This is a genomic window from Oscillibacter valericigenes, from assembly GCF_021531435.1.
GTDB classification, from domain to species: Bacteria; Bacillota; Clostridia; order Oscillospirales; family Oscillospiraceae; genus Oscillibacter; species Oscillibacter valericigenes_B.
Genome location: NZ_JAFBIS010000012.1, coordinates 1 through 24,711 on the forward strand (window position 1 = coordinate 1; position 24,711 = coordinate 24,711).

Annotated in this window: 26 protein-coding genes, 1 rRNA gene and 1 other RNA gene; 18 read left to right on the top strand and 10 right to left on the bottom strand. The window is 60.1% G+C overall.

The window, feature by feature from the left end; all coding sequences use genetic code 11:
* The 4 genes from JQM68_RS08055 to JQM68_RS08070 form a co-directional block, all read right to left on the bottom strand.
* A 16S ribosomal RNA gene (locus JQM68_RS08055) occupies positions 1 to 60 on the bottom strand; the annotation flags it as partial.
* Positions 61 to 526: 466 nt separating this feature from the next.
* Positions 527 to 1,120, bottom strand: a complete 594-nt coding sequence (locus tag JQM68_RS08060) for a TetR/AcrR family transcriptional regulator C-terminal domain-containing protein (RefSeq protein WP_235222496.1) — start codon at positions 1,118 to 1,120, stop codon at positions 527 to 529.
* A 101-nt stretch (positions 1,121 to 1,221) separates the two neighbouring features.
* A complete protein-coding gene (locus JQM68_RS08065; RefSeq protein ID WP_235222497.1) occupies positions 1,222 to 1,797 on the bottom strand; it encodes a dipicolinate synthase subunit B in 576 nt (191 codons plus the stop codon).
* Positions 1,794 to 2,648, bottom strand: a complete 855-nt coding sequence (locus JQM68_RS08070) for a dipicolinate synthase subunit DpsA (protein WP_235222498.1) — start codon at positions 2,646 to 2,648, stop codon at positions 1,794 to 1,796. The genes JQM68_RS08065 and JQM68_RS08070 overlap by 4 nt, the downstream gene beginning before the upstream one ends.
* Positions 2,649 to 2,755: 107 nt before the next feature.
* Between JQM68_RS08070 and JQM68_RS08075 the strand changes: the two genes are divergently transcribed.
* Positions 2,756 to 3,439 carry a YjjG family noncanonical pyrimidine nucleotidase gene (locus JQM68_RS08075; RefSeq protein ID WP_235222499.1) on the top strand — a complete coding sequence of 228 codons (684 nt, stop codon included), beginning with the start codon at positions 2,756 to 2,758 and terminating at the stop codon, positions 3,437 to 3,439.
* A gap of 20 nt (positions 3,440 to 3,459) precedes the next feature.
* Positions 3,460 to 3,963: an HD domain-containing protein gene (locus tag JQM68_RS08080; RefSeq protein WP_235222500.1), complete on the top strand. Its 504-nt coding sequence runs from the start codon at positions 3,460 to 3,462 to the stop codon at positions 3,961 to 3,963.
* 46 nt (positions 3,964 to 4,009) lie between these two features.
* Here JQM68_RS08080 and JQM68_RS08085 read toward each other — a convergent pair whose 3' ends face one another.
* Positions 4,010 to 5,347: a CCA tRNA nucleotidyltransferase gene (locus JQM68_RS08085; RefSeq protein WP_235222501.1), complete on the bottom strand. Its 1,338-nt coding sequence runs from the start codon at positions 5,345 to 5,347 to the stop codon at positions 4,010 to 4,012.
* A gap of 126 nt (positions 5,348 to 5,473) precedes the next feature.
* Between JQM68_RS08085 and murC the strand changes: the two genes are divergently transcribed.
* Positions 5,474 to 6,856: a UDP-N-acetylmuramate--L-alanine ligase gene (murC, locus tag JQM68_RS08090; RefSeq protein ID WP_235222502.1), complete on the top strand. Its 1,383-nt coding sequence runs from the start codon at positions 5,474 to 5,476 to the stop codon at positions 6,854 to 6,856.
* 5 nt (positions 6,857 to 6,861) lie between these two features.
* The gene (locus JQM68_RS08095; protein WP_235222503.1) at positions 6,862 to 7,401 is read left to right on the top strand and encodes a prolyl-tRNA synthetase associated domain-containing protein; all 540 of its coding nucleotides are present in this window, start codon (positions 6,862 to 6,864) and stop codon (positions 7,399 to 7,401) included.
* A gap of 46 nt (positions 7,402 to 7,447) precedes the next feature.
* On the opposite strand, the gene selD is transcribed toward JQM68_RS08095, so the two are convergent.
* The 4 genes from selD to yqeC are packed head-to-tail and all read right to left on the bottom strand — an operon-like array spanning position 7,448 to position 10,671.
* The gene (gene selD / locus JQM68_RS08100; protein ID WP_235222504.1) at positions 7,448 to 8,488 is read right to left on the bottom strand and encodes a selenide, water dikinase SelD; all 1,041 of its coding nucleotides are present in this window, start codon (positions 8,486 to 8,488) and stop codon (positions 7,448 to 7,450) included.
* On the bottom strand, positions 8,481 to 9,230 hold the full coding sequence (locus JQM68_RS08105) for a M15 family metallopeptidase (RefSeq protein WP_235222505.1): 750 nt from the start codon (positions 9,228 to 9,230) through the stop codon (positions 8,481 to 8,483). The genes selD and JQM68_RS08105 overlap by 8 nt, the downstream gene beginning before the upstream one ends.
* Positions 9,227 to 10,018 carry a selenium-dependent molybdenum cofactor biosynthesis protein YqeB gene (yqeB, locus tag JQM68_RS08110; protein ID WP_235222506.1) on the bottom strand — a complete coding sequence of 264 codons (792 nt, stop codon included), beginning with the start codon at positions 10,016 to 10,018 and terminating at the stop codon, positions 9,227 to 9,229. Before yqeB ends, JQM68_RS08105 begins: the two co-directional genes overlap by 4 nt.
* The gene (yqeC, locus tag JQM68_RS08115; protein WP_235222507.1) at positions 10,009 to 10,671 is read right to left on the bottom strand and encodes a selenium cofactor biosynthesis protein YqeC; all 663 of its coding nucleotides are present in this window, start codon (positions 10,669 to 10,671) and stop codon (positions 10,009 to 10,011) included. Before yqeC ends, yqeB begins: the two co-directional genes overlap by 10 nt.
* A 152-nt stretch (positions 10,672 to 10,823) precedes the next feature.
* Here yqeC and JQM68_RS08120 point away from each other — a divergent pair, with 152 nt between their 5' ends.
* From JQM68_RS08120 to JQM68_RS08160, 9 genes are all read left to right on the top strand, one after another.
* Positions 10,824 to 11,618 (top strand): helix-turn-helix domain-containing protein, encoded by a 795-nt coding sequence (locus tag JQM68_RS08120; RefSeq protein ID WP_235222508.1) that lies wholly within the window; start codon positions 10,824 to 10,826, stop codon positions 11,616 to 11,618.
* 111 nt (positions 11,619 to 11,729) lie between these two features.
* On the top strand, positions 11,730 to 12,674 hold the full coding sequence (gene moaA, locus JQM68_RS08125; RefSeq protein ID WP_235222509.1) for a GTP 3',8-cyclase MoaA: 945 nt from the start codon (positions 11,730 to 11,732) through the stop codon (positions 12,672 to 12,674).
* 3 nt (positions 12,675 to 12,677) lie between these two features.
* Positions 12,678 to 13,157, top strand: a complete 480-nt coding sequence (gene moaC / locus JQM68_RS08130) for a cyclic pyranopterin monophosphate synthase MoaC (RefSeq protein ID WP_235222510.1) — start codon at positions 12,678 to 12,680, stop codon at positions 13,155 to 13,157.
* A gap of 2 nt (positions 13,158 to 13,159) precedes the next feature.
* Positions 13,160 to 13,603 (top strand): MOSC domain-containing protein, encoded by a 444-nt coding sequence (locus tag JQM68_RS08135; RefSeq protein WP_235222511.1) that lies wholly within the window; start codon positions 13,160 to 13,162, stop codon positions 13,601 to 13,603.
* Positions 13,600 to 14,619 carry a molybdopterin-binding protein gene (locus JQM68_RS08140; RefSeq protein WP_235222512.1) on the top strand — a complete coding sequence of 340 codons (1,020 nt, stop codon included), beginning with the start codon at positions 13,600 to 13,602 and terminating at the stop codon, positions 14,617 to 14,619. Before JQM68_RS08135 ends, JQM68_RS08140 begins: the two co-directional genes overlap by 4 nt.
* 102 nt (positions 14,620 to 14,721) lie before the next feature.
* Positions 14,722 to 15,618: a molybdate ABC transporter substrate-binding protein gene (modA, locus tag JQM68_RS08145; RefSeq protein ID WP_235222513.1), complete on the top strand. Its 897-nt coding sequence runs from the start codon at positions 14,722 to 14,724 to the stop codon at positions 15,616 to 15,618.
* A gap of 73 nt (positions 15,619 to 15,691) precedes the next feature.
* Positions 15,692 to 16,372: a molybdate ABC transporter permease subunit gene (gene modB, locus JQM68_RS08150; RefSeq protein ID WP_235222514.1), complete on the top strand. Its 681-nt coding sequence runs from the start codon at positions 15,692 to 15,694 to the stop codon at positions 16,370 to 16,372.
* Complete coding sequence (locus JQM68_RS08155; RefSeq protein ID WP_235222515.1) at positions 16,372 to 17,415, top strand: sulfate/molybdate ABC transporter ATP-binding protein; 1,044 nt, start codon at positions 16,372 to 16,374, stop codon at positions 17,413 to 17,415. Before modB ends, JQM68_RS08155 begins: the two co-directional genes overlap by 1 nt.
* A gap of 10 nt (positions 17,416 to 17,425) precedes the next feature.
* Positions 17,426 to 17,923, top strand: coding sequence for a MogA/MoaB family molybdenum cofactor biosynthesis protein (locus tag JQM68_RS08160; protein ID WP_235222516.1), 498 nt, complete (start codon positions 17,426 to 17,428; stop codon positions 17,921 to 17,923).
* A gap of 48 nt (positions 17,924 to 17,971) precedes the next feature.
* Here the strand turns inward: JQM68_RS08160 and JQM68_RS08165 are convergent, their stop codons facing one another.
* Complete coding sequence (locus tag JQM68_RS08165) at positions 17,972 to 20,653, bottom strand: transglycosylase domain-containing protein (protein WP_235222517.1); 2,682 nt, start codon at positions 20,651 to 20,653, stop codon at positions 17,972 to 17,974.
* 295 nt (positions 20,654 to 20,948) lie between these two features.
* Between JQM68_RS08165 and JQM68_RS08170 the strand changes: the two genes are divergently transcribed.
* The 5 genes from JQM68_RS08170 to JQM68_RS08190 all read left to right on the top strand — a co-directional run bounded on the left by JQM68_RS08170 (position 20,949) and on the right by JQM68_RS08190 (position 24,706).
* Positions 20,949 to 21,230 carry a DUF1292 domain-containing protein gene (locus JQM68_RS08170; protein WP_235222518.1) on the top strand — a complete coding sequence of 94 codons (282 nt, stop codon included), beginning with the start codon at positions 20,949 to 20,951 and terminating at the stop codon, positions 21,228 to 21,230.
* Positions 21,231 to 21,247: 17 nt separating this feature from the next.
* Positions 21,248 to 21,447, top strand: a non-coding RNA gene (gene ssrS / locus JQM68_RS08175) — 6S RNA.
* Positions 21,448 to 21,610: 163 nt separating this feature from the next.
* Positions 21,611 to 23,176 carry a peptidylprolyl isomerase gene (locus tag JQM68_RS08180; RefSeq protein ID WP_235222519.1) on the top strand — a complete coding sequence of 522 codons (1,566 nt, stop codon included), beginning with the start codon at positions 21,611 to 21,613 and terminating at the stop codon, positions 23,174 to 23,176.
* Between the two features lie 64 nt (positions 23,177 to 23,240).
* Positions 23,241 to 23,975 carry a tRNA threonylcarbamoyladenosine dehydratase gene (locus tag JQM68_RS08185; RefSeq protein WP_235222520.1) on the top strand — a complete coding sequence of 245 codons (735 nt, stop codon included), beginning with the start codon at positions 23,241 to 23,243 and terminating at the stop codon, positions 23,973 to 23,975.
* Positions 23,972 to 24,706 carry a DUF554 domain-containing protein gene (locus JQM68_RS08190; RefSeq protein ID WP_235222584.1) on the top strand — a complete coding sequence of 245 codons (735 nt, stop codon included), beginning with the start codon at positions 23,972 to 23,974 and terminating at the stop codon, positions 24,704 to 24,706. Before JQM68_RS08185 ends, JQM68_RS08190 begins: the two co-directional genes overlap by 4 nt.
* Positions 24,707 to 24,711: the final 5 nt, after the last annotated feature.

Consider the following 24,711-nt stretch of genomic DNA (forward strand, 5'->3'; position numbering starts at 1 on the left):
TTGCATGTGTTAAGCACGCCGCCAGCGTTCGTCCTGAGCCAGGATCAAACTCTCTATAAAATGGTATCTAAACAGCTTTCGCTGTTCAAACCTTCATAGAGCTATTTGTCATAGCTTCATTTTTATAGTTACATCATCCGGTAATTGACTTAACCCGGACTTTGCAACTTTTGGTTACAGTTCCTAAGAACCGTCTCCGTCTGGTGCTTTCTTTTCGTTACGTTGTTTAATTTACAAGGTACACGCCACTTTCCGGCGGAACATTTGATACTGTACCACACATTTTTCGGTTTGTCAACACCTTTTTTCAAGCGTTTTTCTTGAATTCGTGTTTTCAAACCGTTGTCTCATGTCGGACAGCTTTGTTAGAATACCAAAGCCCGTCTGAAAAGTCAACCCTGTTTTCCCTTGTTTGTGCATTTTTTCGACAAGCTTTTTTATTTTTTCTTTTTTACGCTGTTTAACACATTTGCACACTAATATATCTAATATAAGCCATAAGTTGTTCTTATTAAAGTTTTATTTTTTACACAGCCTTTTCGTCATTTTTACTGGATGACCCGCTTTCAAGGTTCTGCAGCATCAGACTGGCGCTGCCCTCCATGGCGGTGAGCAGTTTTTCCAGCCGCTCTTCCCCGCCCTCTTTTTCCTGGCGATTGATCCATTCTGTAATGATACCAACCGCCATCAGCGTATGCATGTCAGCAACAAAATCCATATTCTCCTGCCGGGGCTGCCGCTCCAGACCCTCCGCCTCTTTTTGGACGGCTTGCAAGATATAAGGCCTCAGCGTACGCTTCAGGAAGTTGGATACGGCCTCATGGCTGATGGAATGATAGGCGTTCCAGACCAGTGCTTGATTTTCCCGCAGATACTCCAAAACGGCCCCCGGTCCTGCCCGCCAATCTTTCTGATCCAGCCCGGAGCGGATCAGCTTCTCCGCCGCATCCTGGAAATTCCACTCCAGCAGGTCGTAGATATCCCGGAAGTAATAGTAAAAAGTCTGCCGGTTCACCCCGCAGTCCTCCACGATGTCCTTTACCGTGATCTTGTCCAGTTTCCGGACGGACAGCAGCTTTTTCAGGGACTGTGCCAGTGCATATTTCATGGAATTCGGCATAGTGTCCTCCCCTCCTGAAATCTTTTATATATAATGTGGTATCATATCACGGTTTTTTCAAAAACACAAAGGAAAAGGACGGGGGACCCGTCCTTTTCATCTCACCGCAGCAAAACCGGCTGGAGCTGCACGCCCCGCAGGGCGGCATCCACTGTTTCAGAGATTTTCGAGAAATCCGCCACCAAAGAGCACGGCTTCTGGACAGCGTTATCCTGTCCAAAGGGCACAAAATAGTAGTTTTTCCGCACCAGCAGTTCCCCGATGTTCTTTGCCCCCGCCGACAGACCGTCATTGCTGGCCAGTGCGATGACCACCGGCCCGCCATTGCGCAGATGGGCTTTTGCCGCCATGGTCACGGCCGTATCTGTGATGCCCGCCGCCAGCTTTGCCACCGTATTTCCGGTGGCAGGCGCAATGACCAGGACATCCAACAGCTTCTTGGGTCCGATGGGCTCCACAGACGGAATATCATACAGCACCTCGTTCCCTGTCAGCTCCTCCAGCTTTTCCAGCAGGTCATCGGCGCTGCCGAAACGGGTATCCGTAAAAGCGGCTTCTTCCGAGGCAATTGGGATCACCGTCTCGTATTCCTTTACCAATTCTCCCAGCGCCTCCAATACTTTTGCATGGGTGCAGAAGGACCCGCACACCGCAAACCCAACCCGTTCTTTTCTCACGCAGGGTCACCTCGTTCTTCCATTAAAATGTAATAGACCGCATCCCGGATGACCGCCGCCGCGGTGCAGGGCACCAGGCGTCCCGGCAGGGACCTGGCCCAGACATTGGGCAGCCCCAGGCGCTCCGCCGCAGCCAGGTCAATGCCTTGGACAGACGCCAGATCCACGCACAAACACTTCGGCGGGAGCTGCCTCAGCAGCGGCTCCTCCAGGATCAGTGAGGGGATGGTGTTGAAAATGACTTCAAAGCCGGACAACTTCCCATCCAGCCCGTAAGTATCCAGCGCCTGCCAGCCGTAGGCCCGTATCCAGGCCATATCCGCCGGACGCCGGGCTGTGGCCGTGACTTTCGCCCCCAGGCCGTGGAGCCGGTCGCACAGCAGCTTTCCGATACGCCCGAACCCCAGGACCAGGCAGTCCATTCCCATCAGCGTCCGGTCCAGGCCCTCCATCGCCACCTGGACGGCGGCCTCCGCCGTGGCGGCCGCATTGGCCACCGTCAGTTCTTCCCGCAGGAAGTAGTCCTCCAGGATCAGGCCGCAATCCTCCGCCTCCCGGCGCTGCTGAGGCTTCACCTGCCCCGCCAGGATGCGCTGTCCCGGCCGCAGGCGGCGGAACAGGTCCATGGTAGGCACCGGCCCCTCCTCGCAGTTCAGGACTCCGGCCCCCTTGCACAGCGGCAGCGGCAAAATCACGATCTCCGCGGCCGCAGCCCGGTCCAGGCCCGTTTCGCCGCCTGGTTTCCAGCGGTCCAGGCCGTATGTACGGACTGTGTGTCCGTCCGCCGCCAGCAGGCGGGCCAGTTCCGCCTGCCGCCGGTCTCCTCCGATCAATCCAAAGGTCTTCTTCATCCGACTCGCCCCCCTCGTTGTATGGTATGGCGGAAAGGGCCGAAGGGTGATTGTCTTTTGCTCCCGGCCATGGTAGAATAAAACATCATTGATAAAGAGGATCGTTTATGAAGTACCCATACCTGCTCTTTGACGCGGACGACACCCTGTTTGATTTTCCAAAGGCGTCTTCCCGGGCCTTTTCCATCATGTGCCGGAAGAACGATGTCCCCGACTCTCCGGAAAGCTATCAGCTCTATCACGAGGTCAACCAGGTCCTGTGGGAAGCCTTTAACCGGGGTGAGGTCACCAAGGATTTTCTGACTTTGGAGCGGTACGTCCGGTTTCTGAAATCTTTGGGATTGGACCGGGACGCTGACCGGTGCAATCGGGATTATCTGGATGCCCTGGGTGAGACCGTCTTTCCCCTGCCCCACGCCGAGGAGGTGTGCCGGGAGCTGGTCCGCCGGGGCCACAGGCTCTACATCGCCACCAACGCGGTAGCCTCCGTCCAGCGCAGCCGCCTGAGAGCCTGCCCCTTCGGAGACGTATTTGCCGACGCTTTTATCTCCGAGGAGGCGGGCGCCGCCAAGCCCCACAAGGCATATTACGATTACATCCGCCGCCGGGTGCCGGAGATCACACCGGAAAACTGCCTGGTCATCGGAGACTCTCTGGCCACAGACATCCGGGGAGCCAACAACGCGGGGCTCCCCTGCTGCTGGTTCAATCCCACCGGCGAAGCCGAACCGGAAGGTCTGCGGATTGATTTCGTCATTTCGGACCTGCGGCAGTTGCTGGATATTGTATAAAATACAGAGGAGCATCCCACATGGAACATTCTATTAAACAAGTGACCGCCGCCATGATCGCCTATGACGCGGGCGACCCCATGCGCATCCAGCACTTTTTGAAAGTCCACGCCTTTGCCCGTCTCATCGGTGTGGAAGAGGGTCTGGACGAACACACCCAGTCCGTGCTGGAGGCCGCCGCTCTGGTCCACGACATCGGCATCCATCCCGCCGAAGCCAAATACGGCTCCAGCGCCGGCAAATATCAGGAGGAGCTGGGCCCCGCCGAGGCGGAAAAACTGCTGACCGGCCTGGGATGGCCGGAGGCAGACATCCGGCGGATCTCTTTCCTGGTGGGCCATCACCACACCTATACCGCTATCGACGGGCCCGACTATCAGATCCTGGTGGAGGCGGATTTCCTGGTGAACCTATACGAGGACGGCCTCCCACCGGAAGCCCAGCGCCACGCCTATGAAACCATTTTTCAGACAGAGAGCGGAAAAAAACTCTGCCGGGAGCTGTATCCGGCGGTCTGCGAATAAAAAAGCCACGCCGGTGCTTTCCGGCGTGGCTTTTCTTTGAAATCAGCTACGATTCTGCAAAAAGCGGCAGCAGCTCCGCCGCCGTTTTCAGCAAGGCTTCCCGTTCATTCGGCACATCTCCATCCACGACCCGGTCCAGCAGGGCGTTCAGCATCCGCCCCAACGCCGGGCCGGAGAGCCCGATTTTTGTCAAGTCTTTCCCATTGACAGCAAGTTGTTTTAAGGAAAAACAGGCGTCTTCCGCCAGCAGTTTGTCCAAAATAGCCTCTCCCTTATCCAATTCCCGCTGGCGGCTGAAATAGGTCGGGGACTGCGCCAGGTTGTCCGCCCGTTTTAAGGCGATGAGCCGCCGCAGGTCCCGTTCCCCCAGCTTTCCCAGCGCCCGGCGGACGGCCTTGTCCGTCCGGGGAATGTTCCGGTCATGCCACGCCACCAGCCGAACCACCGTCTCCCGGAATGACCGGGAGCACTTCAATCGCCGGAGCATCCCGTCAGCCAGTTCCTCGCTGGCGGCGGCGTGGCCGTAGAAATGGCCCACGCCGTTTTCGTCCACTGTAAACGTGGCAGGCTTCCCGATGTCGTGGAGCAGCGCCGCGCACCGCACTTCCGGCTCCGGCGGCACCGCCGCCACGGCGTGAATGGTGTGCTCCCAAACATCGTAGCAGTGGTGGTGGTTCCGCTGGTCCAGCCCTACCATGGGCAGCACCTCCGGCCAGAACACGCCGATGACATCCGGGTATGCCCGCATCACAGCCAGCGCGTTTTTCCCGCACAGCAGCTTGAAAAGCTCTGCCTGGATGCGCTCGGCGGCAATGTCCCCCAGCAGTTCCTTATTTTTGTGGATACCCGCCGCCGTCTTCTCCTCAATGGAAAAGCCCAGCACCGCCGAGAACCGCAGCGCCCGCAGGATGCGGAGGGCGTCCTCGTCAAAGCGTTTATCCGGCTCTCCCACGCACCGCAGGATGCCCGCCCTCAGGTCGGACTGTCCGCCGAAGGGGTCCCGGATAGTCCCATCCAGCCCCAGCGCCATGGCGTTGACGGTGAAGTCCCGGCGCTTCAGGTCCTCCTCCAGGGAGCGGGTAAAGGTGACAGTATCCGGCCGCCGGTGGTCGTGGTACGCGCCGTCGCAGCGGAAAGTGGTCACTTCCACGCCGCCCCGGTCCGTCCGCACCGTCACGGTACCGTGGCGCAGGCCCGTGGGCAGCGCCCGCTGCCCAAACAGCGCCATGGTCTCCTCCGGCAGGGCGCTGGTGGTCACATCCCAATCCTCCGGCGTCCGTCCCAGCAGCGTATCCCGGACACAGCCGCCCACACACCAGGCCTCATGGCCTGCCGCCGTCAAAATCTCCAGCACTTCCTGTACGCTTTTCGGAATATTTGCCACCTTTTCGCCCCCTTTCCCATTGCATTTCACATATTCGTGTAATATAATAAAGTGCTTTTGAAGATTATGCAACGCTTTTTTCCCATCTATACGGCAAAAAGCGTTTTGAAAGGAAGAACGTTCTCCATGATGAACAATCCCCATCCCATCCGTGATTACCTGGTGCCCGGCAAGCGGGTCCACCTGGTCGGCATCGGCGGCGTGTCCATGTGCCCCCTGGCGGAAGTTCTCCGGGGCATGGGCCTGACGGTCCAGGGCTCCGACATGACGGAAAGCGATACCGTCAGGCACCTCCGCTCCCTGGGCATCCAGGTCGCCATCGGCCACAACGCCGAAAACCTGGGCGACTGTGACTTCGTGATCCGCACCGCCGCCGTCCACGACAGCAACCCGGAGATCGCCGGGGCCGTGGCCCGGGGCATCCCCGTCTATGAGCGCGCCCAGGCCTGGGGTGCCATCATGCAGCACTATCCCAATGCCCTGTGCGTCTCCGGCACCCATGGCAAGACCACGACTACCTCCATGTGCACCCATATCTTCATGGCTGCCCAGGCGGACCCCACGGTCATGATCGGCGGCACCCTGCCCCTGCTCCACTCCGGCTACCGGGTGGGCCATGGCGACACCATCATTCTAGAGTCCTGCGAATACTGCAACAGCTTTCTGTGCTTCTACCCCACCGTGGCGGTGATCCTGAATGTGGAAGAAGACCACCTGGATTTCTTCAAGGACCTGAACGACATTGAACACTCCTTCCACAAGTTTGCGGAGTTGGTCCCGAATGCGGGTTTTGTCATCGCCAACGCCGACAACCAGGGCGCCATGGACTCCGTGGCCGGACTGGAGCACCCCGTGTTCACCTTCGGTCTGGAGCATCCCGCCGACTGCACCGCCGCCGATCTCCACGATGTGGACGGCGCCCCCTCTTTTGACGTGGTGATCCACGGCGAAACCTATGCCCATGTGACCCTCCACGTCTACGGCCACCACAATGTTCTCAACGCCCTGGCCGCCGCCTCCGCCGCCTATGTGCTGGGCATCCCCGGCAAGGCCGTGGAAGAGGGTCTGGCAGCCTTCACCGGCGCGGGCCGCCGCTTTGAGCGAAAGGGCACCTGCAACGGCGCCGACATCTACGACGACTACGCCCATCACCCCGACGAGCTCCACGCCTTGCTGACCACCGCCCGGACCCTGGGCTATCAGCGCATCATTGTGGCCTTCCAGCCCCATACCTACTCCCGCACCGCCAAGCTGTTCGACCGCTTTGTGGAGGAACTGAAGCTGGCGGATGTGGCTGTTCTGGCTGAAATTTACGCCGCCCGGGAGCAGAATACCCTGGGCATCTCCTCCGCCGACCTGTGCCGCAACATCCCCGGCTCCGTTTATTGTTCCACGCTGGAGAAAACGGCGGAGGAGCTGCGGAAGCTGGCCCGCCCCGGCGACCTCATTTTGACCGTCGGCGCCGGCGACATCTACCGCGCCGGAGAAAAAATTCTGGATAAGGACTAAAAACTATGGAAATCTCTCCCCTGTACCACAACGCCCGTCCCGAGGGCGAGCTGCTCCCCCAGGAGGCCGCCGCCTTTGACATTCTGGAGACTCTGGGCATCGGCTATGACCGGGTATCCAGCGACCCCGCCGACACCATGGAAAAATGCGCCGCCGTCAGCGAAGTGCTGGGCGTGCCCATCTGCAAGAACCTGTTTCTCTGCAACCGCCAGAAAACGGACTTCTATCTGCTGTGCATGGGGCCTGACAAGCCCTTCCACACCAAGGACCTGAGCCACCAGATCGGCTCCGCCCGGCTGTCCTTCGCCCCGGAGGAATCCCTGTGGGAGCTGCTCCACTGCACCCCCGGCTCTGCTACCATTCTGGGATTGATGAACGACACGGATCACCGCGTCCGGCTGCTGATGGAGCGGGAGGTCTATGAGGCGGAATACCTGAGCTGCCACCCCTGCATCTGCACCAGCAGCCTCAAGCTGAAAACGGCTGATATTCTCCGCAAGTTCCTGCCCCATACCGGGCACGAAGTCACCGTGGTCGACCTGTAAGCAAAAATTCCCCATTTGCTCGGCAAATGGGGAATTTTTTATTATTTTACCGCAGGAATATCCGCTTTCCGCCCCGGTACTCCCGAACAGTGCCCACCCGCTGGGCGCTGGGCACACAGTTTTGCAGTTCCGCATACAGCGCATCCGCGTCCGCCGGGTCCACCGCCATCAGTAGCCCGCCGGCGGTTTGGGGGTCGTACAGCAGGTCTTGTTTACATAACTCTATTGTCCCGGCATCCACGCTCTCCTCCGCAAAGGCCCGGTTGCGGTACATGCCCTCCGGCAGAATACCCATCCGGGCCAGCTCCACCGCCTCGGGGATCAGGTCAATGGACGCCACATCCAGTTCCACTTCCGCCTCGCTGCCCTGGGCCATCTCCAGGGTATGGCCCAGCAGTCCGAAGCCCGTCACATCGGTACAGGCGTGGACACGGTACTTCACCATGGCATCCCGGGCGGACTTATTCAAGGTCGTCATCAGCTTATGGGCCAGGGCCATACTCTCCGCCGACGCCATGTCCGCTTTGGCGGCGGTAGTCAGCACGCCGATGCCGATAGGCTTTGTGAACAGCAGTACATCCCCCGGCTTCGCCCCGGAATTGGTCAGCACCTTATCCGGATGGACAAAGCCTGTCACGGCCAGGCCATACTTCGGTTCTTCGTCCAGAATGCTGTGGCCTCCCGTGATGAGGGCCCCGGCCTCGTAGACCTTGTCGTAACCGCCCCGCAGCAGGTCGTGGACCGCCTCCTTCGGCATATCCGCCGGGATCGCCATGATATTCAGGCACAGCTTCGGCTCGCCGCCCATGGCGTACACGTCGGAAAGGGCGTTGGTGGCGGCGATCTGTCCGAAGAGATACGGGTCGTCCGCGATGGGCGGGAAGAAATCCACCGTCTGCACCAGGGCCAGATCATCGGAGACCTTATAGACACTGGCGTCGTCGCTCTTATCAAAGCCCACCAGCAGATCAGGGTCACTGTGGACCTTGATGCCATCCAGCAGCTGGGCCAAAACGCCCGCGCCCACCTTGGCGCCGCACCCGGCGCACTTCGCCAGCTTCGTCAGCTTCACTTCATTTTCAGCCATTGTCGTTCTCCTCGCTCTCCAAATGTTCCTGCGGCGTAAAGTGTTCCTCCACATCGTAGCTGTCTGTATCGGAAAAATGCCACCACTCGCCGGAATAGGGCTTGAAGCCCGCCTCTATCATGGCATTTTCCAGAAGGATCGCATGAACCGCCGCTTCCTCGTCCACATCGCTGTAATCCCGGTCCGCTTTGGCGGAAAAATCGTCAAATCCCGTAGGCATGACCACACTTCCGCCATCCAGCATTACCAGGGTCAAGTCCACGGTATTCCCCCTGCTGTGAGAGGAAAACCCCTTGTTGGGATCCGCCACATACCGGCTGTCCGGGCAGATGTCCCACAGTGTAAACTGGGCAGACACCGGGCGGAACGCGTCCCAGATCACCAATCCGTATCCCTGCTCTGACAATGCCTCCTGCACAGCGGCCAGCTTCTTCACCGTGCCGTACCGCAGATAGGCGTCGTTGAATTTGTAAATCACTTCTCCGGTGAAGTTATCCGCTGTGGCATACCGCAAATCTACCAGAATATCAGGGATGCAGTCCGCCACACGTACAAAATCCTCTGCTGTCGGCTCCGGCTCAGATTCCGCAGGTGCGGCAGCAGGTTCCTGTCCCGCCGGAGCTTCCGGATCTTTTATCTGCTCCTGCTCCGCAGGCAACTCCGGCGGCTGCTTCTGTTGAATGCCGCAGCCTGACGCCGCAAAACACGCCAGCATGCAGAGCATCAGCGCCAGCCGCTTCATTTCAGCGCCCCGGTCAGGGCCAGAACAGCCTCCAGCACACCGCCGCCCACTGCCAAAGCCTTGTCGCTGGCACAGTAGCAGTGCTTAATTTCGCACCGGGGGTCGATGTCCCCGGCCTTCATGCCCTTAAACACCGGCGTTCCGTCCGCCAGGATGCCCCGCAGTACGCCGTCCAGCGTGCAGACCATGGGCTGGCCGTCTACCGTGGCGGCCACATCCCCCATTTTCACCTGCGCTCCGATGTCCAAAAGCTGATGGAACACGCCGTCCGCGGGAGCCCGCAGTACCCGCTCCCCGGCAAAGCCTCCGATGAGGCCGGGGATGCCGGTATTGGGGATGGCGCTGCCCTCATGTATGACCCGCCCCAGGTAATGGCCCCGCATAGTCTCCACCACGGCATGGCAGTCCACGCCCGCGGTGAATCCGGGCCCTACGCCGACGACCACAGGCGCGTCGGTGATTTTCGTCCCCAGGTTCTTTTTGGCCAGAATAGCATCCACCACCGCGTCCGGCTTCAGCACCGGGATACAGGCCCCCTCCGGGTCCGCCAGCGCCGGGATGCACCCGGTTTTCAAAATGTCCAGCGCCGCCTCCGGCGACGCCGCCCGCTTGGCGGTCACATCCTCCACGGTGGTCTCCCCGTGGACGATAGCCTGGGAAAAACAGACTGTCCGCCGGATGGCGGTGGGCCGTTCGATATCGGTCATGGCGACCCGGATATGGGCCCGCCAAAGCCGCAGGGCAATGCCAGTGGCAATGTCCCCGGCTCCCCGAATCACTACGAGCATACGAAATACTCCCTTCTGTGGAGGCTCCCGGCCAGCACCGGGCAGTCCAGCAGAGCCGCCAGCGCCTTTGATGCCGCCAGAGCCGGAGAAGCCTCTACCTGGTTTACATAAATTCTATGATGCAGGCCCTCCGCCCGCAGCACCGCCGCCTCCGTCTCCGGTGCGGCTGTGTCCTCCACGGACACCCCAGCCAGACGGGCGTACAGTTCAGGCCGGTGGGCCGCCTCCGAAACGGGCCGTCCGAACCCGGAGGCCCCCACTACGCAGATGACCTGACCGGCCTCCGCCGGGATCACCGGCTCATGGGCGGCGTGGGCTTTCAAGGGCCGCTGGGCGGAACCGTCGGCCTCCACCAACACATAATCAAACCGTGACGCCAGTTCCGCCATGGGGACAGGCGGCGCCGTCAGCTTTTCGGTGCCGGGTACAGGTGTCCCGGCACACAGCAGGCGGTGCTCCCGGCTGTCCAATGCTTCCGCGGTCGTAGCGCAAGGCAGTGCGGGAAAGGGAAAAATCTTGGTGGTGGTACAGAGCAGCACACGGTTCTCCTCTGCCAGTTCCTCCCCCAGCGTCCGCAGGAGAGTGGTCTTGCCGCCGCCGCCGATGATGGCGGTGACGCCGGGATGAATGCCCAGCAGCTTCGCCAGTTCCACAGCAACCCCTCCCTCTCGTTCTTCTTTTCATAGAATAGCACTTTCCCACATACACCGTCAAGGGTGCAACCGCTGGTTGCCGGGGTTCCAAGCCGGGTTGGTTGACTTTTCAGCCTCCTTGGTCTATACTGGTATCAAAAAGGAGGGTACCTATGAGCCTCGGAGCCACCATCAGCCGCCTGCGGGCGGAGAAAAAGCTGTCCCAGGGGGAATTGGCCGACGCCCTGGGCGTGTCCCGCCAGTCCGTCAGCAAGTGGGAGACCGATGCCAGTATCCCGGAGCTGGACAAGCTGGTAAAGCTGAGCCAGTTGTTCGGCGTCACGCTGGACGAATTGGTGACAGGAGAAACGCTCCCGGAGCCGGTGCCATCCCCTGTACCGCTGCCCCGGCAGATGCACGGGCAAAAAATCGCAGCTATCATCCTGCTGTGCATGGCGTTTTTGGTCTGGCTGGTCCTGGCGGCGCTGGGCGGCCCGCTGGAAGGGCTGATCTTAGCCATCCCGTTTCTGGTCTGCGCTGTCATCTGCTTCACCGTGAAAAGGCGAACAGGACTTTGGTGCGCCTGGACATTATACGGCATCGCGGATATTTTCCTCTATTTCTCCACCAGTCTTCGCTGGCGCTTTCTGTTCCACCCCGCCGTCTACGAATATTACTCCGGGCTGCACTTTATTCTGGCCTTTGTTCAAATCGGCGTGATGGCCGCTCTGGTCATCGGAACAATGGTCTCCTTCCGTGAATCTGTGAAAATCCTCTCCCAAAAGCGGCTGGCGGCGGGCTGGATGCTGTGGGCAGTACTGCAATTCATCCCTCTGCCCACGCCTTCCCACGGAATACCGGCCAACCTGTATCTCTTCCTCTCCGCCCTGCTGGACTTCGCCGGACTTGCCCTGTTCGCCGCTTTGCTGACCGCCACGATCCGTGCCCTCCGAAAGCCGAAAAGCTGACCCGAAGGGGCGCCCGGCAGGGCGCCTCTTTTTTCTTGACTTTTTTCGGAAAACTGGTACAATGTGGCTAGCGTTAATCTCAAATGAGTATCACGAAAAAGGGGGATCTGTATGCTGGACGGTTGCGGACGGACCATCGACTACCTGCGGCTGTCGGTGACAGACCTGTGCAACTACCGCTGCCGCTACTGTATGCCCGCTGAGGGCGTATGCAAACGCCCCCACGCCGACATTCTCTCCGTGGAGGAGCTGGTGGAAATCGGACAGGCGGCAGTTGCCTGTGGTGTAAAGAAGATTCGCTTAACAGGCGGAGAGCCTCTGGTCCGCCGGGGCATTCTGAGCATCTGCCGCGGACTTCGGGCCATTCCGGGCCTGGAGGAGCTGTGCCTCACCACCAACGGAAGCCTGCTTCCGGAGCTGGCAAAGCCCCTGCGGGAAGCCGGTGTGGACCGGCTGAACATCAGCCTGGACACGCTCCAGCCTGAGCGCTTCGCCAATATGACCCGATCAGGCACTCTTTCCGACGTTTTGGATGGCATCCACGCCGCTGAAGCAGTTGGATTCACCGATTTAAAGCTGGACACGGTCCTGATCGGCGGTTTCAATGACGATGAGGTCGGGGGCTTTTTGCAGCTGACGATGGAACATCCCTGGGAAGTCCGTTTTATTGAACTGATGCCCATGGGACCCTGCGCCGAATGGGAAACGTCCTGTTTTCTCTCTGTGGATACTATTCTGAAAAGGTATTCTACTTTACAGGTAATCGAACCAAATGGTGTGGCCCGGAGATACCATCTGCCGGGCGCCAAGGGCACTGTTGGCCTGATTTCGCCCCTCAGCCACGATTTCTGCGGCCAGTGCCGCCGCATCCGGGTGACGGCGGACGGCAAGCTGAAAGGCTGCCTCCACAGCCGTGAGGAGCTTCCCCTTCGGGGTCTCCACGGCAAGGACCTGGAGGACGCCATCCGCCGGGGAATTCTGCAAAAGCCCCAGCGCCACCATTTGGCGGAGGGCCCCAGCGACACCCCCCGCACCATGAACCAAATCGGAGGCTGAACCATGTCTGAACTGACGCACTTTAATGAACAGGGCCGGGCAAAAATGGTAGACGTGACGGAAAAGGCCGTCACCCGCCGGATAGCCGTGGCCGCCGGAGAAGTCCACATGGCACCGGATACCATGGCCCATATCAAAAACGGCACCATGAAAAAGGGCGACGTGCTGGCAGTGGCACAGGTAGCGGGCATCCAGGCCGCCAAGCACAACTGGGAGCTGATCCCCATGTGCCACCCCCTGCCCCTGACCGGCATCGACATCACGTTTCACCTGTCCGATAACCCCTGCATGGTGGAAATTCAGGCCGCCGTCTCCTGCACCGGCGTCACCGGGGTGGAAATGGAGGCCCTCACAGCCGTTTCCGTGGCGGCGCTGACCATCTATGACATGTGCAAGGCCGTCCAGAAAGACATGCACATCACCAACATCCGCCTGCTGCGAAAGAGCGGCGGCAAGAGCGGCGACTATATCGCGGAGGAATGAACATGGCAAAGGTCGTATCCGTCAATATCAGCGAGCGGAAAGGCACGCTGAAAAAGCCCGTTTCCCAAATCGAGTTAAAACTCCGCCACGGCATTGTGGGCGACGCCCACGCCGGGGACTGGCACCGCCAGATTTCCCTGCTGGCGGAGGAAAGCGTGGACACCATGCGGGCCCTCTCCCCTATCTCTCTGGACGCGGGTGTGTTCGCGGAAAATATCAACACCGTGGGCATTGACTTGAAGCATCTGCCGATTGGTACTCATCTCCGCATCGGTGAGACTGAGGTGGAAGTGACCCAGATCGGCAAGGAGTGCCACAACGACTGTGCCATCAAAAAGGCCGTCGGCAAGTGCGTCATGCCCACCGAGGGCATTTTCGCCGTGGTGGTGAAAGAAGGCACCGTCCGGCCCGGAGACGAGATCGAAATTCTGGAGGCAGCAAAATGAAGCTCATCAAAACCGAAGACGCCGTGGGCCATGTGCTGTGCCACGACATGACCCAGATCATCAAGGACGTATACAAAGGTGCCCGGTTCCGCAAGGGCCATGTGGTGACGGAGGAGGACATTCCCGTCCTGCTGTCCATGGGCAAGGCGCACCTCTATGTCTGGGAAATGACCCCCGGCATGGTCCACGAAAACGACGCGGCGGAGCGGCTGGCCGCCCTCTGCGGCAAAACCAACATGGAGTGGAGCGAAACCAAGGAGGGCAAGATCGAGTTGACCGCCGCCTGCGACGGCCTGTTCCGGGTCAACAGTGAGAAGCTGGTGGCGGTCAACTCCGCCGAGGATGTGATGATCGCCACCCGCAAGGGCAATACCGCCGTCAGAAAAGGCGACAAGCTGGCAGGCACCCGTGTCATTCCCCTGATCATCCCGGAGGAAAAGCTGCAAGCCGCCGAAGACGCCGCCGGAGACGCTCCCCTGCTGGAAGTCCTCCCCTACGTCAAAAAAACCGCCGCCATCATCGCTACCGGCGGCGAGGTGAAAAAAGGTCTCATTCAGGACACCTTCACCCCTGTGGTGAAAGATAAGCTGGCGGCCTACGGTATCGAAACGCTGTCCGTCGCCTATTCCGGCGACGGCGTGGAAAACGTGGCAAACGCCATTGCGGAGGCCCGCAAGACCGGCGCGGATATTATCCTGTGCACCGGCGGCATGAGCGTGGACCCTGACGACAACACCCCCGGTGGGATCAAACAGAGCGGCGCCCGTATCGTCACCTACGGCGCTCCCGTGCTGCCCGGCGCCATGTTCCTGCTGGGCTATTATGAGGACGGCACTACGATCTGCGGCCTGCCCGGCTGCGTCATGTATGCCGACGCCACCATCTTTGATCTGGCTCTGCCCCGCATCGCCGCGGGCGTGGAAATGACACGGGCCGACTTCGCCGCCATGGGAGAGGGCGGACTGTGCCTGGGCTGCAAGCCCTGCCACTGGCCTGTCTGCCCCTTTGGAAAATAAAATGCGTAAGGGCGCGTCCTGACGCGCCCCTGCGTTTGCAAAGCGTTTACCTCAAGTGAGTATCACGTTATCTTATCCTTGCGGAGTATGGATAAATATTGTATGATTCAGAAAGGAAATATCAACATGAAGAAGTACCTGTCTCTCCTGCTGGCCCTGTGCCTGGCCCTGTCCCTGAACGCTTGCGGCGGCTCCAAGGAGGAGCCTGCCAAAGCCGAAGAACCCGCCAAAACGGAGGAACCTGCGGAGCCCGCCGCCGAGCCGGTGGAGATCACGGTGTTTGCCGCTGCCTCCATGCAGGAATCCCTGAACGCTGCCATTGAGCAGTACAAGGCCGTAGCCCCCGAAGTCACCGTAGTCACTACCTATGATTCCTCCGGCACTCTGCTGACCCAGATCAAGGAAGGCGCCTCCTGCGACCTGTTCATCTCCGCCGCCCCCAAGCAGATCAACGCCCTGGACGGCTCTTTAAAGGACAACGCCGAGAAGAACCCCGACGGCCTGGATTACATCGTGGAGGGCTCCCGGCTGAACCTTCTGGAAAACAAGGTCACGCTGGCGGTTCCCGAGGGCAATCCCGCCGGTATCGAGAGCTTTGACCAGCTGGCCGACCTGCTGGCAAACGATGACGTGTCCCTGGCCATCGGCAACAGCGGCGTGCCTGTTGGCCAGTACACCCAGAAAATCTTTACTTACTACGGCATTGATGAGGCGGCCATCGCTGGCAAGCTGACCTACGGCTCCAACGTGAAGGAAGTCACCACCCAGGTCAGCGAGGGCGCCGTGGACTGCGGCATCATCTACGGCACCGACGCGTTCTCCGCCGGTCTGACCGTGGTGGACAGCGCCACCGCCGAGATGTGCGGCCAGGTCATCTATCCCGCCGCCGTGCTGAATGTGGGCGAGCAGCCCGAGGCGGCCCAGGCGTTCCTGGACTATCTGACCATTCCCGACGCTCTGGCCTGTTTCGAGGCTGTGGGCTTCTCTCCCATGGTGTAAATTCTGCATATGACGCGGAGGTACGCCGCTGATACGGCGTACCTCCATTTCCCCTGTTAGGAGGTGTTCTCCCTTGGACTGGTATCCCCTCTATAACTCGCTGCGCATCGCGGCCATTTCCACTGTTGCTGTCTTCTTCCTGGGTATCTTTGCCGCCTATTACATCGCAAAGCTGCCCCGGCTGGTGAAGGGTGTGCTGGATGTGGTGCTGACGCTGCCGCTGGTGCTGCCGCCTACCGTGGTAGGCTGGCTTCTGCTGTGCCTGCTGGGGCCTAAGCGTCCTCTCGGCGCCTGGGTGCTGGAAACCTTCGGCGTCAAGCTGGTGATGACCTGGTGGTCGGCCATTTTCGCTACCGTGGTGGTGGCTTTCCCGCTGATGTACCGCACGGCCCGGGGCGCCTTTGAGAGCTTCGACCATGATCTGGCAGACGCGGGCCGGACCCTGGGCCGGTCCAACACCTGGGTGTTCTGGCGGGTACAGATGCCGGTGTGCAAGCAGGGCATCCTGGCGGGGACCGTCCTGGCCTTCGCCCGGGCTTTGGGCGAGTACGGCGCCACCTCCATGATCGCGGGCTACACCCCGGGCCGCACAGCCACCATCTCCACCACAGTCTACCAGCTCTGGCGGACCAATGATGACATCGGCGCGCTGAAATGGGTGCTGGTGAACATCGCTATCTCGGCGGTGTTCCTGCTGGCGGTAAATCTGCTGGAGACCCGCCAGCGGCAGACCGGGAAAGGAGGCGGACGGTGATGGCCCTTTCCGTGGACATCCGCAAAAAAATGGGGGACTTCCAGCTGGAAGTCCGGTTTGAGGCGGAAAATGAGTGTCTGGCCCTGCTGGGGGCCTCCGGCTGTGGAAAATCCGTCACGCTGCGGTGCATCGCCGGTATCCTGACGCCGGACGAGGGCAAGATCGTGCTGGATGGCGTTACCTTGTTTGACAGCGCCGCCAAAATCGATCTGCCACCTCAAAAGCGAAACGTGGGCTACCTGTTCCAGCAGTACGCCCTGTTCCCCAACATGACGGTGCGGCAGAACATCGCCGCGGCGGTGCGGTGCAAGCTGCGGCGGAAGGCCGTCACGGAGGAAAAGCTCCGCCAGTTCCGGCTGGAGGAGGTGGCGGACAAGCGCCCCGGCCAGATTTCCGGCGGCCAGCAGCAGCGGACGGCCCTGGCCCGCATTTTAGCGTCAGAGCCAAAGGTCATCCTGCTGGACGAGCCGTTTTCGGCCCTGGACAGCTACTTGAAATACCAGTTGGAGGTAGAGCTGGCGGAGACGCTGGAACAATTCCCCGGCACCATCCTGTGGGTCTCCCACGACCGGAACGAGGTGTTCCGCAACTGCCGCCGGGTTTGCGTGCTGGACCAGGGAAAATCCCAGGGGACCTTTACCCTGCGTGAGCTTTTCCATGAACCTGTGACGGAGGCCGCCGCAAGGCTTTCCGGCTGCAAGAACTACGCCGACGCGGTGCCGCAGGGCACGTCCGTGTCCTTGCCGGAGTGGGGCCTGACGCTGGAGTGCGGCAAGGAGGTAAGCGCGGACATCAGCCGCATCGGTATCCGCGCCCACCACGTCACCATGGCGGCGGCAAATGCCCCCGGCGCATTCCCCTGCAACGTGCTGCGAGTCATTCAGGACGTGTTCGTCACCATCGTCCTGCTGCGGCCGGAGGGTGCCGCTCCGGACGCGCCGCCTCTGCGGATGGAGCTGGACCGGGATGTCTGGCATGCCGCGGAGGACAAGAAGCATGTCTGGGTGTCCATCCAACCGAGAGACATTTTACTGTTGAAATGAGGAAAATACGATGTATCATGCCGCTGTTTTGACCGTCAGCGACCGCAGCTTCCGGGGCGAACGCCCTGACGCGGGCGGCCCGCTGGTGGCGGAAATGCTGAAAAACGCGGGATATGAGGTGGTCACCACCGCCATCGTCCCGGACGAACAGGATCAAATCGAAGAGAAGCTGCGGCAAATTGCCGACAGCGGAGAAGTCCAGCTGCTTGTCACCACCGGCGGCACCGGCTTCGCTCCCCGGGACGTGACCCCGGAGGCCACACTGTCAGTGTGTGAGCGTCTGACGCCCGGCATCCCGGAAGCCATGCGCTATGCCTCCATGCAGGTGACAAACCGGGCCATGCTGTCCCGGGCCCAGGCGGGCATCCGGAAGGGGACCCTCATCATCAACCTCCCCGGCTCCCCCAAGGCGGCAAAGGAAAATCTGGAGGCGGTGCTCCCCGCCCTCTCCCACGGCCTGGAGATGCTATCCGGCCGCCCCGCCGACTGCGCAAAACTGAGCGATTAAAAAACGACCGCCGGAAGCAATGCTTCCGGCGGTCTTGTTATAGGTTTTTTACGCAGAAGGCGCCGTGTTCCACAGGTCGTTCCACCAGTCACCACCGGCGTCCCCTAAGCCGCCGCTGGGGTCAGTGGGGTCCGGCTGTTCCGGTTCACTGGGCTCCGCCGGTTCCGCGGGCGGCGTCACAGGCTCCACGCCCTCACCGGGCGCATTGGGATCCGGCGGGATATAGTTGGGATCCTCCGGGTCCCAGCCCATGTTGGGGTCCTCGGGATCTGTGACGGTCATTCCGTTGTGGACGGGACAGCCGCCCGGCGTACCCTCGGGATTTTCCTCCGTAGGCGCCGTGGGCTCCAAAGCCTTTTCCATATTGGCCACCAGATAGGGGTCGTCATCAGCTGTGATCTCCGGGCCGTAATCCTCCCGGACATGGTCCAGAACGCCCACCTGGGTCACAGATTCCGGCGGGCAGCTCTCGGTGGCCAGGCACTTGCCTTCCGTGCAGTAATCCCGGAACACATGGATGTTGCACGCCTCCGTAGGCGCCGTCCCGGCGGCCACTGTCACGGTCATAATGCGGCTAGTGCCCCGGACATCCGCCCGGCAAGCATCCGTCGGCCGCAGACCGCTGTCCAGACAGATTTCCACCGTCTCAAGTCCGCTGGAGGGCTTTTCGAAGTCCTTATTGGGAAGGTTCTCATGGACCTGCTGCATCACCTTTTTCCACATGGTGATGGCGGGGTTGCCGCTGTAACTGATCTTCTCCGGCTGCTCATAGCCCGTCCAGACCGCCGCCGCGTAATAGGGCGTATAGCCCACGAAGTAGCGGTCATAGTTGTCGCTGGTGGTGCCGGTCTTACCGGCGATGGTCATGCCGTTGAACCGGGCGGAAGTGCCGGTACCGCCGGTGACCACGTTTTTCAGCATCTGATTCATCAGATAGGCCGTGGTATCCTTCATGGCGACATGACTCTCGCCCTCATTCTCCAGCACGACGGTCTCCGTCCCATCGTTTTCGATCTTAGTCACCCGCAGGTAGGTACGGGGCTCATTGTAGATGCCCTGATTGGCAAAGCTGGCATAAGCCGCCGCCATCTCCACGGTGTTCAGGCCATATGTCAGGCCGCCCATGCCCAGGGGACTGAGGCCCATATCGTCCGGCACAAGGCTCAGATTCAGCTTCTCCGTGGCGAACGCATAGGACTCCAGGATGCCTACCGCCTGGAGGGTCTGCACAGCAATGGTGTTGATGGACCGCTTCAAACCCTCGGTCACGGTGGTCAGGCCGGTATACCTGGAGGGAGAGTTCTTCGGCCAGGGGTTGTCATTCAAAAGCTGCACCGGATAGTTGTCAAACACCGTGCCCGGCGTGACGGCGCCGGAGTCGATGGCCGGGGCGTAGCAGGTCAGGGGCTTGATGGAGGAACCGGGCTGCCGCTTGCTGTTGGTGGCAAAGCTCCAATCCAGGTTGCCGGTTTTCTCGCCGATCTTACCCACAGTCGCCACGATATTGCCATTGGTGACGTCTATGATGGTGATACCGGACTGGATCTGCTGGCCGCTGCGGGAGGTCACATCCAGGTTGCTGCGGTCCTCATAGACGGACTCCGCGATGGCCTGGATCTCCGGGTCCAGCGTCGTGTAAATGTGATAGCCGCTGTTGTAAATCTTCAGACGGGCTTCCTTGACGGAAATGCCCAGCTGCTCGGCCAGGTCGTTAGACACGTCCAGAATGACCTGGTCCACGAACCAGTCGTTGATCTTGACGCCGCCCACGGCCTTTTCCACCAGCTCTTCGGCGGTTGCGCCGTCGTCCCGGAACTGGAGGATCTCCGCTTTTGCGGCCTCGGCCTCCTCCTCGGTGATGAAGGGCGTGGCGCCGTCCTCGACCTTGCCGTCCCTCCCCACCTCGGACATCTTGGTCAGGATATTTTCCTGCCGCTTCTTGTTCAGCTCCCGGGGCGTGATCTTCGTGCCGTCCTCCCGGGTATAGGTGATGTCGTACATCGGCCCGTACAGGGAGGGGTTATTGGTGATGGCGATGAGGCTGGCGCACTCCGCCAGGCTCAACTCGGACACATCCTTGCCGAAATAGTATTCCGCCGCCGTTTTGACGCCGTAGCACCCCTTGCCCAGGTAGATCGTGTTGAGGTACATCGTCAGGATCTCTTCCTTGGTGTTGTTCTCCTCAAATTTCAGCGCCCGGAAGATCTCCCGGATCTTGCGGTTGACGGTGCCGGCGTCGTCGCCGGTCATATTCTTCAGCACCTGCTGGGTGATGGTGGAACCGCCGAAGGTATCCTGGGAATGGGTGAAAAAGTTCAGCGTCGCGCCCAGGGTCCGCTTCCAGTCCACGCCGTTATGCTGGTAAAACCGCTCGTCCTCGATGGCCACAGCAGCGTTCAGCAGGTTTTCCGGCAGTTCGCTGTACTCCGCCAGAACGCGGTTCTCCTCGCCGTACACCGTCTGCCATTCCTTCCACTCGCCGGTCTCCTGATCCTGATAGTAGATGAAAGAGCTCAGCGCCATGGTATAGTCCTCGGCATTGACCTCCAGGGATGGCGCCAGCGCGGTGTTCACATACTTCATAAAAATGCCGAATAGCAGCGCTCCCGTGCAGACGCCGATCAGCAGCAGCGTGCCCAGCACGCCGAAAATTTTCCCGGCCACGCTGCCGCGCTTTTTTGCTTTCGGCTGACGGCTCCGGTTCTGCTCCGGCCTTCTCCTCTGTTCCAATGGGGTACCTCCTTCTGTCAGGCTGCAAAATGCTCCCGCTTTACGCACATTTTATCGCTCCGGGAGCAAAAGTCCGTATTGCTCCATAATATGTATTATTGTATCATCTCCTGTCAACATTGAAAATGTCGCTTTTTCCCGAAAAAAAGTTCCCGTTTTGTATGATTTTTTTCTCGCAGGGCAAAATATACCCCATCAAAGGGACAGTCTTTCCATCTTTTTCACTGCTTCTTCCCTTGCAATCGGCGGAAACATCGGTTAAAATAGCATTACCCAACAGGAAGGAGGAAGCCCGATGAGCGAAGATTTCGGCCCCACCTTTATCACGGTCACCGATGACGAAGGCAAAGAGATCGTTCTGGAATTTGTGGATGCCCTGGAGCACAACGGCCAGTTGTATCAGGCATTTTTCCCCGCTGAGACCGAAGGCGAGGAGGACGATCCCGACAACGGACTGGTGATCCTGAAAGTCATCCATGAAGACGGCGAGGACCTCCTCTCCACTCTGGACTCGGATGAGGAGCTGGACGAAGTGTACGACCTGTTCATGGAGTCCCTGTTCAGCGACGAGGAGTAAGTTCCCACAAGTAAATCAACGCCCTGCGGGGTGCGTGATAGATCTTTTTTTAACCCACATTTCGTTATACGGGATGCCGGATCAGCCTGTGGTTCGCAGGCCTCCCGGCCGCATTCCGCGGCTGGAAGTTGGAAGCGGTAAAGCAAGCTGGAGGCGACCCACCTGTCCGTAAAGGTGCAGGTTATAACGAGGTCTACACGGCCGCCGCGGGGCACGTTTTTCTTCCGGGGCTGCATGCCCTGTCTTTTTTTGCATTTCAGGTGCATTTCAGGAACATCTTCTATGATTTTGTACTTGCACAAAGCACCTTTATTCGGTATAATACCAGAGTGCGTTGATTGCAGCATAAGCATTTGAAATTTTGAGAGGACTGAATACAAATGAGCTCATCCAGAGAAAAGCAGCTCCGTCAGGAGAAGATCGGTCAGCCCGATCCCAAGACCGCCCGTGAGGCGCAGCAGCGCAAGCAGGAAAAGCGCAGCAATATTCTGTACGGCACCATTGCCGTTGTTTTCGTGATCGTGGCCCTGGCCTCCCTGATCTGGCGGAGCAACATCATTGAGCGTTCCGCCACCGCCGCCACCATCGACGGGGAAAAGTACACCGCGGCCGAGGTCAACTTCTTCTATCAGAACGCCTACCGCAATTTCTACAACTACAATTACTACTACATGGCCTACGGCCTCATCAGCCTGAATACCAACGCTGACCTGAAGGATCAGGTCCTGACTGACAGCGACGCCTCCATGCTGGGAGTCGAAGCCGGACAGACCTGGCACGATTACTTTGTGGACCAGGCGCTGGATCAGATGGCCGCTGTCCAGGCCGCTTTAAAGCAGGCGGATGAGGAGGGCTTCACCTATCCCGCCGGCGTGCAGGCCCAGTACGAGGACAACATGGACTCTTTGAAGGCCTCTGCCGCCGCCAGCAACGTGTCTGTGGACCAGTATCTGGCCGGCACCTTCGGCTCCACAATGACCGAAAAGGTATACGGTGAGCAGATGTACCGGGCCCTGAAGTATGACGCTTACACCAGCGCCTATGACGACAGCCTGACCTATGACAACGCTGCGCTGACGGCCGCTTATAGCGCCGACCCCAACAGCTACGACAAGGTGGCTTATGAGTCCGTCACCATCCTGGGCTCCGCCGCCGGCACCACCGACGCTGACGGCAACACTGTGGACCCCACCGATGAGGAGAAAGACGCCGCCAAGCAGTCCGCCAAGGACGCCGCTGACGAGATGCTGGCCGCCTACCGGAATGGTAAAAAGCTGGAGCCCCTTGCCGACGCCAATGAGAAGGCCACCTACAACAACAACGACGGCACCATCTATTCTTCCGGCGATGTGCTGTCCGAGTGGCTGTTTGACGATGCCCGCAAAGCCGGCGACAGCGCTGTTCTGGAGAGCGGCACCACCTACTATGTGGTCGTGTTCCATGAGCGCTTCCGGGACGAGTATCCCACCATCGACGTCCGTCACATCCTGATCCAGCCCGCCGCCGGTGAGCTGTCCGAGGGTGACGAGGGCTATGAGGATGAGCAGGCCCAGCTGAACGCCGACGCCAAGGCCAAGGCCGAGGACATCCTGGCCCAGTGGCAGGCTGGCGAGGCCACCGAGGACTCCTTCGCTGCTCTGGCCATGGAGAACTCCTCCGACGGCTCCAAGTACGACGGCGGCCTCTATACCCAGGTCTATCAGGGCCAGATGGTCACCGCCTTCAACGACTGGTGCTTTGACGCCTCCCGTCAGCCCGGCGACACAGCTGTCGTGGAAACCACCTACGGTTACCATGTCATGTACTTCGTGGGCGAGGACCTGCCCCGCTGGCAGGCTCAGGTGTCTGACACGCTGAAGAATGAGGACTACGCCGAGTGGGTCACCGCCCTGACCGCCGATGTTTCGATTGAAAAGAACGACTCCGGCATGAAGTACGTCGGCTGATCTGAACAGTACCCAAAAGGGCCGGCTTTGATCGATCAAAGCCGGCCCTTTTTCGGAGGTTTTTATGGACGAGCGTTTTCTCCGCAATGAGATGCTCTGGGGATGGGAAGCCCAGCAGCGTCTTGCAAAAAGTCATGTGATCCTGTTCGGCCTGGGCGGTGTGGGCAGCTACACCGCCGAATGTCTGGCCCGCTCCGGCGTGGGAGAGCTGACACTGGTGGACAGCGATACCGTCTCCGTCACCAATATCAACCGCCAGCTGGAGGCGTTGACCTCCACGGTGGGCCAGCCCAAGGCGGAAGCCGTGGCCGCCCGGATCCGGGACATCAACCCGGCCGCCGTCCTGCACCCCATGCAGGCCACCTACGACGCCGCCCACCGGGACCTGTTTTTCCCCGAGGGCTGCCGCTACGACTATATTGTAGACGCTATTGACTTGGTCAGCTGCAAGCTGGACCTGGCAGAAACCGCCCGGCGGCTGGGCATCCCCCTCATCATGGCCCTGGGCACCGGCAACAAGCTGGACCCCACCCAGCTCCGGCTGGCGGACATCTCCGAGACCTATGGCTGTCCCCTGGCGCGGGTCATGCGGAAGGAACTGCGGAACCGAGGCATTCAGCACCAAGCCGTCGTTTTCAGCCCGGAGGAGCCCGCCCCCACGATCCAGATGGAAGCGCCCCCGCCGGGACGTCGCAGCGTCCCGGCCAGTAATCCCTGGGTCCCCGCCACCGCCGGACTGCTGCTGGGCAGTGCCGTCGTGCGGGAGCTCATCAAGAAAGAGAGAGAACCAATATGCTGACAGGTACCATTGTCAATGCCCTGGCTGTTCTGGCCGGCTCCGTGGCCGGTCTGTTTTTGACCTGGCTGGCCAGGCATTTTTCCCGCTATCTCCCCGCGAACAGCGCCGCGCTGGGAGAAGGGCTCCAAACCATCATCATGCAGGGCGTGGCCCTGTGCGTGCTGTTCCTGGGCATCAGCGGCAGTCTGAAGGGCCAGAACAGCCTCATCACCATTCTGTCCATGGTCATCGGCGCCATCATCGGCGAGCTGCTGGACCTGGACAAACGGATGCATCACCTGGGCGACTGGGTCCAGAAAAAAACAGAGCGGCTGGTAAAGCATGACGACGGTGCCCCCTCCATTGCCGACGGCTTCGTCACCGCCAGCCTGCTGTTCTGCGTGGGCGCCATGGCCATCGTGGGCGCTTTGCAGGACGGCCTTACCGGAGACCACTCCACCCTCTTTGCCAAGTCTCTGCTGGACGGTATCAGCTCCGTGGTCTTTTCCGCGTCTCTTGGCATCGGCGTGGCCTTCTCCGCCGTGGCGGTGTTCCTGTACCAGGGCGTCATCGCCCTGGCGGCCTCTTTCCTCTCCCCTCTCCTGGGAGACGCGGTCATCGCGGAAATGACCTGCGTGGGCTCTCTGCTGATCGTGGGCCTGGGATTGAACATGCTGGACCTGACAAAGATCAAGGTCATGAACCTGGTCCCGGCCATCTTCCTGCCGATCCTGCTCTGTATGTTTATGTAAACCAA

What these genes read in the sequence shown, in the direction of transcription:
- JQM68_RS08105 (WP_235222505.1), bottom strand. Translation starts at nt 9,230, where the DNA reads ATGAAGCGGCTGGCGCTGATGCTCTGCATGCTGGCGTGTTTTGCGGCG.
- JQM68_RS08075 (WP_235222499.1), top strand. Translation starts at nt 2,756, where the DNA reads ATGAAGTACCCATACCTGCTCTTTGACGCGGACGACACCCTGTTTGAT.
- selD (WP_235222504.1), bottom strand. Translation starts at nt 8,488, where the DNA reads ATGGCTGAAAATGAAGTGAAGCTGACGAAGCTGGCGAAGTGCGCCGGG.
- JQM68_RS08120 (WP_235222508.1), top strand. Translation starts at nt 10,824, where the DNA reads ATGAGCCTCGGAGCCACCATCAGCCGCCTGCGGGCGGAGAAAAAGCTG.
- JQM68_RS08170 (WP_235222518.1), top strand. Translation starts at nt 20,949, where the DNA reads ATGAGCGAAGATTTCGGCCCCACCTTTATCACGGTCACCGATGACGAA.
- JQM68_RS08160 (WP_235222516.1), top strand. Translation starts at nt 17,426, where the DNA reads ATGTATCATGCCGCTGTTTTGACCGTCAGCGACCGCAGCTTCCGGGGC.
- JQM68_RS08155 (WP_235222515.1), top strand. Translation starts at nt 16,372, where the DNA reads ATGGCCCTTTCCGTGGACATCCGCAAAAAAATGGGGGACTTCCAGCTG.
- yqeB (WP_235222506.1), bottom strand. Translation starts at nt 10,018, where the DNA reads ATGCTCGTAGTGATTCGGGGAGCCGGGGACATTGCCACTGGCATTGCC.
- JQM68_RS08095 (WP_235222503.1), top strand. Translation starts at nt 6,862, where the DNA reads ATGGAAATCTCTCCCCTGTACCACAACGCCCGTCCCGAGGGCGAGCTG.
- modA (WP_235222513.1), top strand. Translation starts at nt 14,722, where the DNA reads ATGATTCAGAAAGGAAATATCAACATGAAGAAGTACCTGTCTCTCCTG.
- JQM68_RS08060 (WP_235222496.1), bottom strand. Translation starts at nt 1,120, where the DNA reads ATGCCGAATTCCATGAAATATGCACTGGCACAGTCCCTGAAAAAGCTG.
- JQM68_RS08140 (WP_235222512.1), top strand. Translation starts at nt 13,600, where the DNA reads ATGAAGCTCATCAAAACCGAAGACGCCGTGGGCCATGTGCTGTGCCAC.
- JQM68_RS08080 (WP_235222500.1), top strand. Translation starts at nt 3,460, where the DNA reads ATGGAACATTCTATTAAACAAGTGACCGCCGCCATGATCGCCTATGAC.
- JQM68_RS08180 (WP_235222519.1), top strand. Translation starts at nt 21,611, where the DNA reads ATGAGCTCATCCAGAGAAAAGCAGCTCCGTCAGGAGAAGATCGGTCAG.
- JQM68_RS08185 (WP_235222520.1), top strand. Translation starts at nt 23,241, where the DNA reads ATGGACGAGCGTTTTCTCCGCAATGAGATGCTCTGGGGATGGGAAGCC.
- moaC (WP_235222510.1), top strand. Translation starts at nt 12,678, where the DNA reads ATGTCTGAACTGACGCACTTTAATGAACAGGGCCGGGCAAAAATGGTA.
- moaA (WP_235222509.1), top strand. Translation starts at nt 11,730, where the DNA reads ATGCTGGACGGTTGCGGACGGACCATCGACTACCTGCGGCTGTCGGTG.
- JQM68_RS08135 (WP_235222511.1), top strand. Translation starts at nt 13,160, where the DNA reads ATGGCAAAGGTCGTATCCGTCAATATCAGCGAGCGGAAAGGCACGCTG.
- murC (WP_235222502.1), top strand. Translation starts at nt 5,474, where the DNA reads ATGATGAACAATCCCCATCCCATCCGTGATTACCTGGTGCCCGGCAAG.
- JQM68_RS08070 (WP_235222498.1), bottom strand. Translation starts at nt 2,648, where the DNA reads ATGAAGAAGACCTTTGGATTGATCGGAGGAGACCGGCGGCAGGCGGAA.